This window comes from Laedolimicola sp., from assembly GCF_051972735.1.
GTDB lineage: Bacteria > Bacillota > Clostridia > Lachnospirales > Lachnospiraceae > Laedolimicola > Laedolimicola intestinihominis.
In genome coordinates, this window is sequence record NZ_JBOKYU010000032.1 from 14,428 (window position 1) to 28,220 (window position 13,793).

11 protein-coding genes and 1 pseudogene are annotated in these 13,793 nt (G+C 50.4%); 11 read left to right on the plus strand and 1 reads right to left on the minus strand.

Annotated features, from left to right (window positions below; translation table 11 throughout):
• The 5 genes from purD (at position 1) to ACTRC3_RS08465 (ending at position 5,249) form a co-directional block, all read left to right on the plus strand.
• Positions 1-1,272 (plus strand): phosphoribosylamine--glycine ligase, encoded by a 1,272-nt coding sequence (gene purD, locus ACTRC3_RS08445; RefSeq protein ID WP_440322761.1) that lies wholly within the window; start codon positions 1-3, stop codon positions 1,270-1,272.
• A gap of 129 nt (positions 1,273-1,401) precedes the next feature.
• Positions 1,402-2,103, plus strand: coding sequence for a deoxyribose-phosphate aldolase (gene deoC, locus ACTRC3_RS08450; protein WP_440322762.1), 702 nt, complete (start codon positions 1,402-1,404; stop codon positions 2,101-2,103).
• A 1-nt stretch (position 2,104) separates the two neighbouring features.
• On the plus strand, positions 2,105-3,616 hold the full coding sequence (gene xylB, locus ACTRC3_RS08455) for a xylulokinase (RefSeq protein ID WP_440322763.1): 1,512 nt from the start codon (positions 2,105-2,107) through the stop codon (positions 3,614-3,616).
• A complete protein-coding gene (locus ACTRC3_RS08460) occupies positions 3,603-4,436 on the plus strand; it encodes an aldo/keto reductase (protein WP_440322764.1) in 834 nt (277 codons plus the stop codon). The genes xylB and ACTRC3_RS08460 overlap by 14 nt, the downstream gene beginning before the upstream one ends.
• Before the next feature lie 228 nt (positions 4,437-4,664).
• Positions 4,665-5,249 carry a DUF362 domain-containing protein gene (locus ACTRC3_RS08465; protein WP_440322765.1) on the plus strand — a complete coding sequence of 195 codons (585 nt, stop codon included), beginning with the start codon at positions 4,665-4,667 and terminating at the stop codon, positions 5,247-5,249.
• 59 nt (positions 5,250-5,308) lie between these two features.
• Here the strand turns inward: ACTRC3_RS08465 and ACTRC3_RS08470 are convergent, their stop codons facing one another.
• The gene (locus ACTRC3_RS08470) at positions 5,309-6,130 is read right to left on the minus strand and encodes a GntR family transcriptional regulator (protein WP_440322766.1); all 822 of its coding nucleotides are present in this window, start codon (positions 6,128-6,130) and stop codon (positions 5,309-5,311) included.
• 67 nt (positions 6,131-6,197) lie between these two features.
• On the opposite strand from ACTRC3_RS08470, the gene ACTRC3_RS08475 reads away from it, so the two are divergent.
• The 6 genes and pseudogenes from ACTRC3_RS08475 to ACTRC3_RS08500 form a co-directional block, all read left to right on the plus strand.
• Positions 6,198-7,247, plus strand: a complete 1,050-nt coding sequence (locus ACTRC3_RS08475) for an AGE family epimerase/isomerase (RefSeq protein WP_440322767.1) — start codon at positions 6,198-6,200, stop codon at positions 7,245-7,247.
• Positions 7,248-7,385: 138 nt separating this feature from the next.
• A complete protein-coding gene (locus tag ACTRC3_RS08480) occupies positions 7,386-8,636 on the plus strand; it encodes a hypothetical protein (RefSeq protein ID WP_440322768.1) in 1,251 nt (416 codons plus the stop codon).
• Between the two features lie 86 nt (positions 8,637-8,722).
• Positions 8,723-11,170: an AAA family ATPase gene (locus ACTRC3_RS08485; protein ID WP_178038419.1), complete on the plus strand. Its 2,448-nt coding sequence runs from the start codon at positions 8,723-8,725 to the stop codon at positions 11,168-11,170.
• A 159-nt stretch (positions 11,171-11,329) separates the two neighbouring features.
• Entirely contained in the window at positions 11,330-11,743 is a 414-nt protein-coding gene (locus ACTRC3_RS08490) for an endosialidase (RefSeq protein WP_178038418.1), read from the plus strand.
• 21 nt (positions 11,744-11,764) lie between these two features.
• Positions 11,765-13,129, plus strand: a complete 1,365-nt coding sequence (gene radA / locus ACTRC3_RS08495; protein WP_440322769.1) for a DNA repair protein RadA — start codon at positions 11,765-11,767, stop codon at positions 13,127-13,129.
• A 323-nt stretch (positions 13,130-13,452) separates the two neighbouring features.
• Positions 13,453-13,793 (plus strand): annotated as a pseudogene (locus ACTRC3_RS08500) (sensor domain-containing diguanylate cyclase); the annotation flags it as partial.

Consider the following 13,793-nt stretch of genomic DNA (forward strand, 5'->3'; position numbering starts at 1 on the left):
ATGAAGATTTTAGTTGTTGGCTCAGGCGGACGGGAGCATGCCATTTGCTGGAAGATCGCCCAGAGCCCCAAAGCTGATAAAATATATTGCGCGCCGGGCAATGCGGGCATCGCAGAGTACGCCGAGTGCGTGCCCATCGGAGCCATGGAATTTGAGAAGCTGGCGGCTTTCGCAAAAGAGAACGCCATTGATCTAACTGTAGTCGGCATGGATGATCCGCTGGTAGGCGGCATCGTGGACGTCTTTGAGAAGGAAGGTCTTCGTATCTTCGGACCCCGTGCCAACGCGGCGATCCTGGAAGGATCCAAGGCATTTTCCAAGGACCTGATGAAAAAATACGGCATTCCCACAGCGGCATATGAGAATTTCGACGACCCGGAGAAGGCTCTTGCTTATCTGGAAACCGCGGATTTCCCCATTGTACTGAAGGCTGACGGTCTGGCTCTGGGAAAAGGCGTACTGATCTGTAATAATCTGGAAGAAGCGAAAGCAGGCGTGCAGACCATCATGCTGGATAAGCAGTTTGGTGCCGCGGGCAATCAGATGGTCATCGAGGAGTTCATGACCGGACGCGAGGTATCGGTCTTAAGCTTCGTGGATGGCAAGACCATCAAGTGTATGACCTCCGCTCAGGATCACAAGCGTGCCCTGGACGGCGATCAGGGACTGAATACGGGCGGAATGGGAACCTTCTCCCCCAGTCCCTTTTATACAGAAGAAGTAGATAAGTTCTGCAAGGATCACATTTACCAGGCGACCGTAGACGCCATGCGCGCGGAAGGAAGAGAGTTCAAGGGCGTTATCTTCTTCGGACTGATGCTGACCCCGAAGGGACCGCGGGTACTGGAATACAACGCAAGATTTGGCGATCCGGAGACCCAGGTGGTTCTGCCGAGAATGAAGACCGACATCGTGGACGTCTTTGAGGCCTGCATCGACGGCACTCTGGATCAGATTGACCTGGAATTCGAGGACAATGCGGCAGTCTGCGTGGTACTGGCTTCCGGCGGCTACCCCGTGGCCTATGAAAAGGGCTTCCCCATTCACGGACTGGAGAACTTTAAGGACAAGGACGGCTACTATGTGTTCCATGCGGGAACCAGGCAGGCAGACGGACAGATTGTGACAAACGGCGGCAGAGTCCTGGGCGTTACGGCGGTAGGCCCGGATCTGAAGACAGCCCGCGCCAACGCCTATGAGGCAGTGAAGCTGGTAAGCTTTGAAAAGGCCTTCTGCAGAAGCGATATCGGAAAAGCCATCGACGAGGCATAAGAACAGAATATGCATGATAAAGACGGGAGCGGAAAAACCAATGTCCCGTCTTTTTTACTTGCTATTTTGGTATAAGTATGCTATATTACTATGTAGTAACATAATAACAATACAAGAAAAGGAGAAGACATGTATACGGGAGAAACAATTACAAGGGAAGAGTTGTGCCGCACGTTTGATCATTCAAATCTGAAAGCATATGCAGATGAGGCGGCATTCAGAAAGCTCTGTGAGGAGGCAAAAGAGAATCATTGCGCGATGGTGGCAATTAATTCAGGTCCGACCGCGTTGTGTCACAAGCTGCTGGAGGGAACGGATATTCATGTGGGGGCTGCCATATCATTTCCATTGGGGCAGACTACCATAGAAGAAAAAGTGCATGAAACACAGGAAGCTATCAGAAACGGCGCAGATGAAATTGATTACGTATTAAATGTGGGAGAAGTAAAAAACGGAAATTACAATTATATCCGGAAAGAAATGGAAGCAATTGTAGGGGTATGCAGAAATGAGCACGTTATTTCAAAAGTAATTTTTGAAATCTGCTATCTGACAGAAGAGGAAATTATCCAGATAGCAAAAATTGCGAAAGAGGTAAAGCCGGATTTTGTAAAAACAAGCACGGGATTTGGTACGGGCGGAGCAACTGTAGAAGCGGTAAAATTAATGAAACAAACCGTTGGTGATGAGATAAAGGTAAAGGCCGCAGGCGGAATCCGTTCCTGGGCAGATTGCAAAGCGATGCTGGACGCCGGCGCAGAACGGATAGGAACAAGCAGTACGCTGAAAATTTTAGAAGAATTTGATGCGGAGCGAAAAAAGGAGAACTAGAATGAAAGAGTATCTGCTGGCACATGATTTGGGAACATCTGGAGATAAAGCCACTCTTTTTACAACGGAAGGAGAACTGGTGGATTCTGAAATAGAAAGCTATCCGGTTCACTACTATAACGGAAACTGGGCGGAGCAGGACGCAGAAGACTGGTGGAACGCATTTTGTGCTTCGACCAGAAAGCTTCTGGCGCGTACGGACATTCAGCCGGAACGAATCCGGGCAGTCAGCTTCAGCGGTCAGATGATGGGCTGCCTGTGTGTGGACAGGGAAGGAAAACCGCTTCGTCCCTCCATTATCTGGGCCGATCAGAGAGCACAGCAGGAAGCGGAGGAAATCGAAAAAGCAATCAGTCAGTGGGAATATTATCAGATAACGGGACATCGGAATACGGCGTCTTACGGCATCCAGAAGCTGATGTGGGTGAAAAAGCATGAACCTGAAGTATACCGGAATACGTATAAGATGTTGAATGCAAAGGATTTTATGGTGCAAAAATTAACGGGAGTATTTTGTACGGATTATTCGGATGCAAATAGCTGTGGGTTTTTCGATTTAAAAAAGCTGGATTGGTCAGAGGAGCTTCTGAAATTATCGGGAATCGACCGAAGTAAGTTGCCGGATGTGAAGCCGTCCACGTTTTGCGCGGGAAAAATCACAGAGGAGGCGGCGCGGCAGACCGGGCTTACAAAGGAAACAGCGGTAATCATAGGCGCGGGAGACGGAGTGGCTACGAATGTGGGAGCCGGATCGGTCAGCAGTGGAAAGACATTTTGCTGTATGGGAACATCCGCATGGATTACAACCACCAGCGAACAGCCGCTTCTGGATCCCCAGATGCGTACCGTAACCTGGGCACATATGGTTCCCGGTTTATATGCGCCGAACGGAACCATGCAATACGCAGGCGGTTCCTACAGCTGGCTTAAGGGTTTCCTGAATCCCGAAAAAAAGGAAGGGCAAGGCTCTGTTTATGAAGAGATGAACCGGGAAGCAGAAAAAAGCAGTCCGGGCGCGGGAGGAGTAACCTTCCTGCCTTATCTGCTGGGAGAGAGGGCGCCCAGGTGGGATCCGGACGCCAAAGGCTGTTTTTATGGAATTCAGGCAGATACCACAAGAAATGACATGATTAGAAGTGCAGTGGAAGGTGTAGTCTATAATCTTTCGCTCATTTTGGATATCCTGAAGACACAGATGCACATAGAGGAAATAACCGTACTGGGAGGCGGGGCAAAAGGAGAAATCTGGCGGAAAATCATGGCAGATGTATGGGAGACCCAAATCATCGTTCCGGAGCTTCTGGATGAAGCCGGAGCCATGGGGGCAGCGGTAAATGCAGGAGTTGGAGCAGGAATTTTTAAGGATTTTTCTGCCATAGAACGATGTCAGAAAATAAAATATATACAGCAGCCGGATTTACAGCATCGAAAAGAATATCATGCGGCAAAAACAAGATTTAATGAAGTGTATGAAGCAATGAAAGGAATAGAACACGCGTATGAAAAATTATGAATTAAGAAATGGAGTCAGCATCCCGGAAATCGGATACGGAACCTGGAAAACGCCGGATGGGGAAACCTGTGAAAAGGCCGTTGAAACAGCGATCAGGCTGGGATATCATCACATTGATGCGGCAAGGGTATACGGAAATGAGGAGAGTGTGGGAATCGGTATTAAGAATTCAGGGATTGCGAGGGAAGAGCTCTTTCTGACCGGAAAAGTCTGGAATAGCGATCGCGGATATGGACGGACGATTAGAGCGTTCGAAAAAACATTAAAAGATTTACAGACCGATTATCTGGATTTATATTTGATCCACTGGCCTGCGTCTCCGAATCAGTATCGTTGCTGGGAAGCGTTAAACAGAGAAACCTGGGAAGCTCTGACCGATCTGTATAAGTCGGGGAAAGTAAGGGCGATTGGCGTGTCGAATTTCCGAAGAAATCACCTGACGCCGCTTTTAGATGCAGAGGTAATTCCTATGGTAAACCAATTGGAGCTTCATCCGGGAATGGTTCAGGCAGATATTGTCTCTCTGTGCCGAGAGCATCAGATCCTGCTGGAAGCGTACAGTCCTCTGGGAAATGGAAAATTACTGAATTCGGAGGAGCTTTCCGGGATGGCAGAGCACTATGGAAAAACGCCGGCGCAGATTTGCATTAAATGGAATCTGCAGCATGGTTTCCTGCCGTTGTCGAAATCTGTAAATGAAGATAGAATGCGGGCGAATCTGGAGGTTGAGGATTTTGGAATTACAGAAGAAGATATGAGAAAGCTTGATGTTTTGGAAGGCTTTGCCGACGGAAATGATCCGGATAAAGTTCCGTTTTAACGGAAGCTGGAAAGGATTGAAAGAAGGGGCGCCACAAAATCACCTATATGGCGGTTTTGTGACGCCCTTATTCCATAAAAGCAAGCAGAGCTTGCAAAGATGCGTACTCTTTTTTACAGATGAAAATCCAGTTGACTGAAATACTGATCAAAGCAGAAAAGAGCTGCGCCCATCATAGCATAGGGAAGGCAGAATTCCGGCGTGGACCCTCTGTCGGAAAAGCTGAAGGTGAGTTTTACCTCATATGGAAAGCCGACCATCGACCCGGAGGTCTGTCGCGGCTGCAAGCGCTGTATGCGGGAATGCGCGAACCAGGGGCTGGAGTTTGATGAAACCACGAAAAAGATGCAGGTAAACGCGGAAAACTGTTTGGGCTGCGGACGGTGTCTGGGCGCCTGCAACTTCGACGCCATCCGCTTCGTCAATGACGCGGCTACGAAGGAGCTGAACTGCCGTATGGCAGAATACGCCAAAGCGGTGGTAGACGGCCGTCCCAATTTCCACATTTCCCTGATCGTGGATGTGTCCCCCTACTGTGACTGCCATGGGGAAAATGACGCGCCGATACTGCCCAACGTGGGAATGCTGGCTTCTTTCGACCCGCTGGCCCTTGACCAGGCCTGCGCGGATCTGTGCTTAAAGCAGCAGCCCCTTCCAAACAGTGTACTTTCCGACAACATGAAGAAAGCAGGCTTCTGCGATCGTCACGATCATTTCGAAAACACGACGGTAGATTCAGAGTACAAAAGCTGCCTGGAGCATGGTGAAGAAATTGGCCTGGGAAGCAGAGAATATGAGTTGATAGAGATGTAGGCGATACAAAAAAATCCTCTTGTCCGAGATATAAAATTCCAGGACAAGAGGATTCGTATTTATTTGTTTTTCAGAAAGAGCGTAACTTCAAACTGGTTATAGTCACCGCGATAACGGGCAATAGAAAACTCAATAGGAGCTCCAACGCTATTGCAGCCGACAGATTCAAAATATTGTATAGGCTTTCCGCGTTTGATTCCCATGAGCTTTTCGTCATTTGCATTGGCTTCCACAGCTTCGACAAGACGTTTGATAAAATAGATTTCCGTGTCTGTCGAGGAAGAAAGAAGCTGGTACAGGGGAGTCTGTTTCAGATCCTGCGTCAACAGAAAGGAGCATTTGTCATAGGGAAGAAAGGTTTCTACCAGTACGATGGGGCGATTATCGGCAAAGCGTTTACGGTAGAGGTAAATAACAGGATCGCCTTCCGTCAGATTTAATTTTTCAGCAACTTTATTATCAGCAGTCCGTCGGGATAATTCTAAAATTTCCGTAGAAGGGATAGAACCAGAGCGGCGTATCTGTTCATCAAAGCTTTCAAGCTTTTGAATAAAATCCTGATTGATGGGCTTAATGGCAACAAAAGTCCCCTTGCTTTTTACGCGGTACAGGTGGCCTTCCTGCACAAGCTCTGTGATGGCCTGCCGGACAGTGGTACGGCTGATATGGAAAAAGGAGCAAATTTCAGATTCTGTGGGAATCATGCTTCCTCCGGGATAATTTCCGTTTTTTATTTCGGACAGAATCAGTTCCTTTAACTGATAATAAAGAGGAATAGGTATATCTTTCTGGATACGGTTCGATTCTAAAATCATGGCAACTCCTAAAAATGAGACGGTAATATAACGTTGAATTTTCATTATCATAACATATTTTTTCATGATTTTCTACTTATTTGAAAAACAGTAAAATTTCAATAAGCAAAATAATAACATAAAGGAGAAAAAAATGGCAGCTACAGAGAAAAAATATCAGCTTGGCACAACAGAAAATCAGGAATTCCTGCGGGAAGTAAGAAATGGACTGTTAAATTTTGGACATCTGTTCCCGTCAACGGGAGGAAGCTCTTATTATCTTGGAGACGATGGAACTCCCTGGAAAGACCGGAACCGCGAGACCTGGATCACAAGCCGTATGGCACATGTTTACAGCATTGGTTCCATATTGGGACATGAGGGAAGCGAGGCGCTGGCAGACGCGGCTCTTAAAGGGCTTCGCGGTGAGCTTCATGATGACAGGAATGGCGGCTGGTATGCTGGCCTTACAAGAGAAAATAAGATCGTCCCCACGAAGCAGTGCTACGCTCATGCATTTGTAATTCTGGCAGTTGCAGATGTAACAGAAGATGAGAATTATCGTATTCGTGCCGGCAGGATTATCGACCATGTCCTTGTGTGGGCGAAAGACAATCATTGGCGTATTCCTGAGCATTTTTCCAGCGACTGGGTACCGGATCTGGAATGCAATAAAGAGCGTCCGGACGATCCGTTTAAGCCATATGGCGCAACTCCGGGACATGGAATTGAGTGGGCAAGACTGATTACCCAGTGGGCGCTTTCTACTTATAAAGGAGATAAGAATGGTGCAGCGCTATATAGGGAAGCGGCAGAAAATCTGTATAACAGAGCGGTGGAAGACGCCTGGAATACAGACGGCGCGCCGGGAATCGTCTATACTACAGACTGGAATGGAAAACCGCTGGTACACGACAGAATGCACTGGACACTTGCAGAGGCGATTAATACATCTGCAGTACTTTACCGTGTGACTGAAAATGAGAAATATGCTGTGGATTATGCGGAGTTTATGAAATATCTGGATGAAAAAGTACTGGATCATGTACATGGTTCCTGGTTTCGCCAGTTAGATAGAGAGAATCATCTTCTGGAAACCGTGTGGCCGGGTAAATCAGACATCTATCATGCCCTGCAGGCAACTTTAATTCCGTATTATGCCCCAGGTTTATCGATTGCAGTGGCAGTGAAGAAGTCTTTGTAACTTCAACTGTTCAATACCCGGTATATGCTGATCTCCACAATCTGTCATTTGACAAGGCCTTACAATACGATTATAATGAGATCAATATTGTGAGGATAAGGGATTTTATAAACCACAAGATATATGGAGGATAAAAGCATGAAGAAGAGATACACAGGAGTTCTGGCTGCGCTGGCAGCGGGCGTCCTGATTTTCAGTACAGGCATCACCGGCGAGGCGGCCCGGACCGGAACCATTACCACGGACGGATCCCGCGTTCGCGCCACAGCCGACGCGGAGGGCCAGAAGGTGTGCTCCCTGCCTATCGATACGATGGTAGACATTACCGATGAGGCCGAGAGCGGCGGCAAGACCTGGTATCAGATCAGCTTTACGCTGGATGGCGCTCAGAAGACAGGCTGGATTCGTTCGGACCTGCTGTCTGTATCGGAGACCGAGGATCCGGCGGAGGAGCAGCCCGCGGAGAGTGAGGAGCAGCCGGAGGAAAGCGATGGCGGTGAGACCGGAAGCATTTCCGCAGGAGCTTATACCATTCAGGAGCCTGCCGAGGCGTATACGGGCGCGGATTCCATGGAGCAGACCAGCGTCAGCGTGGGGGATCAGACTTACACAGCATATCAGAGTACGGCCACGGATCAGCTCTATCTGGTCTGGGCGGCAAAGGAAGACGGCAGCACCGGCTGGTACTGGTACGATCCGTCTGAGGAGACCTTCCAGCAGGATCTGGGACAGTTTAGCCAGCAGGGTCTGGTGACTTCTCTGCAAAATGAGCTGACTACCCTGAAATCCACCACAGCGAAAAGCCTGCAGCAGCGCCTGTACATTATGATTGGCCTGGGCGTTTTGAGTGTCATTCTTCTGATTCTGACTATCGTATTCGCGGTAAAGAGCCGCAATGCGGGTTACGAATACGAGGATGATGACAATGAGGACGACGGCGACATTTCCGATGACAGTGAGGAGCAGGACGAGGAAGAGGACGACGAGTTCGAAGAGGATGAGAAGCCGAAGAAGCGCCGTGGTCTCTTTGGACGCAGAAAGCGCGATGAGGAAGAAGACGAAGACGACGAGGATGACTTCGATGATTTCGTAGAGGATGTAAAGAAAAAGCGTTCTGAGAAGTCGAAAAAATGGGCGGATGAGGACGAGGATTACAGCGGTGAGAGTGCTTACGACGACGCCGTGTACGACAAGGCAGCCTATGACGAGGAGGATCTGAGCCTGACAGCCAATCTGCCGAAGATTGATCTGAGCGCCTTGGACGAGGCGGCGGAAGAGCCGAAGAAGACGGAGAAATCGAAGGCCGAAGAACCGAAAGCAGAAGAGCCGACAGACGCGGACGACGATCTGGACATCGAAATCCTGGATCTGGACGATCTGAATTTATAATGAAATGACAGAAGAAAAGAAGGCGGGGCGCGAAAACCCCGCCTGACTTTGCAGTTACGATAGCAGACAGAAGGAAGTGATAAAATATGTTTGAAAATTATACGGACAAAGCGGCCCATGTGCTGAAGCAGGCGAAAAAGGTGTCCGCAGAGTGCGGACAGAGCTATGTGGGAACGGAGCATATCCTGATTGCGCTGCTCCGGGAAGACTCCTGCGCGGCGGCAGAGCTTCTGGCAGAGCGAAAAGTAGAGGAAAGCACAGTGCAGGAGCTGATAAGAGAGCTTATTTCCCCGGAGGGCGGCGTGGCCCTGGGGGAGCGCAGTGGCTTTACGCCACGGGCGGAAAAGGTGCTTTATGATGCGGAGCAGGAGGCAGCCCGGTTTCACGAGGAGAAGACCGGAACCGAGCACATCCTGATTGCCATGCTCAAAGACGTGGAATGCGCGGCCAGCCGTCTTCTGAACACCATGGAGGTCAATGTGAAGGAGCTGTACTCCGCCCTTCTGGATTCCATGGGAAGAACCGGCCAGATATATCGGGAGGAAGCGGCCCGCAGCGCCAGGATGCAGGGAAGAGGAACGCCGACCCTGCATCAGTATACGAGGGATCTGACCTTTCTGGCCTTCGAGCATAAGCTGGAGCCCTGTGTAGGACGGGATCAGGAGATCAGCCGTCTGATTCAGACCTTAAGCCGTAAAACCAAGAACAACCCCTGTCTCATCGGTGAGCCGGGCGTGGGCAAGACCGCTATTGTAGAAGGACTGGCCCAGCGGATTGTGGATGGAGCCGTACCGGATTCCGTGCGGGGCAAGCGGCTTCTGACCCTGGATCTCTCCGGTATGGTGGCAGGCACCAAGTACCGGGGTGAGTTCGAGGAGCGTATTAAAAATGTCATGGACGAGGTGCGGGGCGCAGGGGATATCCTGCTCTTTATCGACGAGCTGCACACGCTGATCGGCGCAGGCGGCGCGGAAGGAGCCATGGACGCAGCCAACATCCTGAAACCGGCGTTGTCCCGGGGAGAGCTTCAGATCATCGGCGCAACCACCGTAGAGGAGTACCGCAAGCACATTGAGAAGGACGCGGCCCTGGAGCGCAGGTTCCAGCCCATTACCGTGGAGGAGCCCACTGAGGAAGAAACCATCGAGATTCTGAAGGGCATCCGGAAGAGCTATGAGAAGCATCATCAGGTGACCATTACCGACGCGGCCCTGGAGGCGGCAGCGAAGCTGTCCAAGCGCTATATCAGCGATCGGTTCCTGCCGGATAAGGCCATTGATCTGATGGATGAGGCAGCAGCCAGAGTACGGCTTGGGGATACCCGGACAATGGAGGCGACGGCAGAGCTGGAGCGGGAGAGCGACGAGCTGCTGGCGGAGATCGAGAAGGCTATCCGGGAGCAGGATTTTGTCCGGGCAGCGGAGCTTCGAACCGAACGTCTGACCCTGGAAGAAAGGCTGAAAAAAGAGCATGCCAGGATGAAGCGTGTCCGCAGCCGCAAGGCCCTGACCGTCGGCGAAAATGAGATCGCCCAGATTGTGGCGGACTGGACGAAGATTCCGGTCAACAGGCTTACTGAGACGGAGACTCAGCGTTTACAGAAACTGGAAAAAATATTACACAAGCGCGTTATTGCGCAGGAGGAAGCAGTTACGGCGGTAGCAAAGGCAGTGCGGAGAGGCCGGGTAGGCTTACAGGATCCAAACCGGCCCATTGGATCCTTTTTATTCCTGGGCCCCACCGGCGTGGGCAAGACGGAGCTTTCCAAGGCTCTGGCGGAAGTATTATTTGGCCGGGAAGAGGCCATGATCCGAGTGGACATGTCCGAATATATGGAGAAGCACAGCGTCTCCAAGCTCATCGGAGCGCCTCCCGGATATGTGGGCCACGACGACGGCGGCCAGCTGTCCGAGAAGGTACGCAGGAATCCCTACACGGTGATTTTGTTCGATGAGATTGAGAAAGCACACCCGGATGTGTTCAATATCCTTCTGCAGGTGTTGGACGATGGCCGGATTACCGATTCCCAGGGACGGACCGTGGACTTTAAGAATACGGTTATCATCATGACCTCCAACGCGGGCGCCGGATCCATCATTTCCCCGAAGCGGCTGGGCTTTGCGGCGAAGGATGATGAAAAGCAAAATTATGAGGCGATGAAGAACAGCGTCATGGAAGAGGTGCGCCGGATGTTTAAGCCGGAATTCCTGAACCGTATTGATGAGATTATCGTATTCCATGCCCTGAATAAGGAGCAGATGAAGGAAATCGTGTCGATTCTGTTCAAAGACCTGATTAAGCGCTGCAAGAACCAGATGGGTATCTCACTGAAGGTGCGTGACAGTGTCAAAGGCCATATCGTGGACACGGCCTACGATGTGAAATACGGTGCGCGTCCCTTAAAGCGGGCCATCCAGACCAGGGTGGAGGATCCGTTGGCTGACGAGATCCTGTCCGGACATGTAAAGCAGGGCGATGACGTCGTGGTGACCATGCGCAAAGGTGTGATTGCGTTTACTGTACACACATCATAATTCCGCGAGGTATATTCCTGTACACTTTGTGTACGGGAATAAAAATTACTCTGGAAATGCGAAGCGGAATCGTATATAATCATGTATATCAAAAACGGCGCCGCAACGGGCGGCCGGGAGATAAGATTAAACATAAGATCCACTAGGAGGACAAAAGAGATGGCAGCAGTAAAAGAATTGATCCGTGCAGAGGCAGACGGAAGTATCAGCTTTGGAGACTACGAGCTGGCTTCCAAGACAAAGAAGCAGGATTTTGAATATCAGGGAGATTTGTATAAGGTTAAAACCTTCCGTGAGATTACCAAGCTGGAGCGCAACGACCTGTTCGTATACGAATCCGTACCGGGAACCGCTGTAGAGCATTTTAAAGTAACTGCGGACAGCGTGGAATTTCAGGTTGAAGGACCGGAAGACGCGCAGATTACCCTGGGGATGGAGGATGACACCGAGTACCTGACCGTTGTAGACGGCGTCAGCGCAGGAGCCATTACCACAGGCCTGGGCGGCAAGCTGGTCTTAAGCGTAGAGCTGGGCGGCAAGGCTGCTGTCACAGTAGAGATTAAGAAGGCATAAGAACATGATTCAGGAGTGAACATGGCAAAGGGAAAGACCTCTACGGTATTCTTCTGCCAGAGCTGCGGATATGAGTCACCCAAATGGATGGGGCAGTGTCCGGGCTGTCGGGAATGGAATACCTTTGTAGAAGAAACGGTAGAAAAGAAAAGTGCCGCGAAGGCACATGAGAGAAGGGCAGCCGGTGGTCCGGTCTGCCTTTCTTCGATTGAGACGAAGGATGAGGAAAGGGTAACCACCCGGATGCAGGAGCTTGATCGGGTGCTGGGCGGCGGTATCGTGCCCGGTTCTCTGGTTCTGGTGGGCGGCGATCCCGGCATCGGAAAGTCCACCCTGCTCTTGCAGGTGTGCCAGAAGCTGGCGGATGACGGGCATGAGGTGCTGTATATATCCGGTGAGGAGTCGCTGAAGCAGATTAAGCTGCGGGCCGAGCGCATCGGGCAGTTTTCCGATAAGCTCCGGCTGTTCTGCGAGACGAATCTGGAGCTGATCGGCGATACCATCCGAAACAGTAAGCCGGAGGTGGTCATCATTGACTCCATTCAGACCATGTATAATGAGGACGTGAGCTCTGCCCCGGGCAGTGTGTCCCAGGTACGGGAGTCCACGTCAGTGCTGATGCAGCTGGCCAAGGGCCTGGGCATTTCCATTTTCATCGTGGGCCATGTGACCAAGGAAGGTACGGTGGCGGGTCCCCGTGTGCTGGAGCATATGGTGGATACGGTGCTGTACTTCGAGGGCGACCGGCATGCATCCTATCGAATCCTGCGGGCTGTGAAGAACCGTTTCGGATCGACCAATGAGATCGGCGTCTTTGAAATGCGGGAGACGGGCCTGACGGAAGTTGAGAACCCTTCTCAGTTTATGCTGAATGGTCGCCCCGAGGAGGCGTCCGGTTCTATTGTGGCCTGCTCCATGGAGGGCACGCGGCCCATCCTGCTGGAGATTCAGGCCCTGGTGGCCCGAAGTCAGCTGGCCATGCCGCGGCGTACCGCCGCCGGTATGGATTACAACCGGGTGAGTCTGTTGCTGGCGGTGCTGGAGAAGCGGCTGAATCTCCATCTCTCCGGCAGCGACGTCTATGTGAATATCGCAGGCGGCATCCGCATCAATGAGCCCGCCATCGATCTGGGCGTGGTGCTGGCTATCGTATCCAGCAGCCGGGACCGGGCCATTGATGAGAAAGTCCTTGCCTTCGGTGAGGTGGGCCTAAGCGGCGAGGTCCGCGCTGTCAGCCAGGCCGCCCAGCGGGTCCAGGAAGCGAAGAAGCTGGGCTTCACCACCGTCATTTTGCCGGAGGTCTGCCGGGAGCAGATCGGTGAAGTGAAGGGTGTGCGGCTCATCGGTGTCCGCAGCGTCGGGGACGCGGTGCAGGCGATTTCGTAAGGAAATAAGATTTCAGTTTCTCAGAGATTTCATTTCCAATAAAAATAGCAGAAAAAAACCTGCAGGACGTGAAGTCCGGCAGGTTTTTTTATTCATGGAAATATTAAAGGTATTTTGGGTAATTGAAAATTAAGCTATTTTTTCTTTTACAATCAATATTGCACGAGAATTTAACAAACTGGAAGTTATCGATATACATTCTTCTGTCATAGATGTATAAAGATTTTGCACAGTTTTTTTCATAAAACCTATTCTGCTTTTCAACTTCTGTGATATAATACTTTATTATAAAAATTTCCATGGACAATAATGAGGTGGACCAAGTGAAAAAGAAAACACTTGTGCCTCTTATCACTTTTTTACTGGGCATATGCCTTATTAGTTTGATTGTATACAAAACAGACACCCACGAAAAAGAGCAGAGACACATAACAGCACAATTAAACGTAGCCACCTATGGCGAACGAATAAAGAATGAAATTACAAATGGAATTGAGATCACAGATACCTTGAAGCAAATCTTAATAAGTGAAGATGGCGAAATCCATCAGTTTGAAACAGTTGCAGGAAATCTTATGTCTGATTCTATTGAAAGTGTACAGCTCGCTCCTAATGGTGTTGTTACAGATATTTATCCGGCTAATGGAAATGAGGCAGGTAAGAT

What these genes read in the sequence shown, in the direction of transcription:
- purD (WP_440322761.1), top strand. Translation starts at nt 1, where the DNA reads ATGAAGATTTTAGTTGTTGGCTCAGGCGGACGGGAGCATGCCATTTGC.
- deoC (WP_440322762.1), top strand. Translation starts at nt 1,402, where the DNA reads ATGTATACGGGAGAAACAATTACAAGGGAAGAGTTGTGCCGCACGTTT.
- xylB (WP_440322763.1), top strand. Translation starts at nt 2,105, where the DNA reads ATGAAAGAGTATCTGCTGGCACATGATTTGGGAACATCTGGAGATAAA.
- ACTRC3_RS08460 (WP_440322764.1), top strand. Translation starts at nt 3,603, where the DNA reads ATGAAAAATTATGAATTAAGAAATGGAGTCAGCATCCCGGAAATCGGA.
- ACTRC3_RS08470 (WP_440322766.1), bottom strand. Translation starts at nt 6,130, where the DNA reads ATGAAAAAATATGTTATGATAATGAAAATTCAACGTTATATTACCGTC.
- ACTRC3_RS08475 (WP_440322767.1), top strand. Translation starts at nt 6,198, where the DNA reads ATGGCAGCTACAGAGAAAAAATATCAGCTTGGCACAACAGAAAATCAG.
- ACTRC3_RS08480 (WP_440322768.1), top strand. Translation starts at nt 7,386, where the DNA reads ATGAAGAAGAGATACACAGGAGTTCTGGCTGCGCTGGCAGCGGGCGTC.
- ACTRC3_RS08485 (WP_178038419.1), top strand. Translation starts at nt 8,723, where the DNA reads ATGTTTGAAAATTATACGGACAAAGCGGCCCATGTGCTGAAGCAGGCG.
- ACTRC3_RS08490 (WP_178038418.1), top strand. Translation starts at nt 11,330, where the DNA reads ATGGCAGCAGTAAAAGAATTGATCCGTGCAGAGGCAGACGGAAGTATC.
- radA (WP_440322769.1), top strand. Translation starts at nt 11,765, where the DNA reads ATGGCAAAGGGAAAGACCTCTACGGTATTCTTCTGCCAGAGCTGCGGA.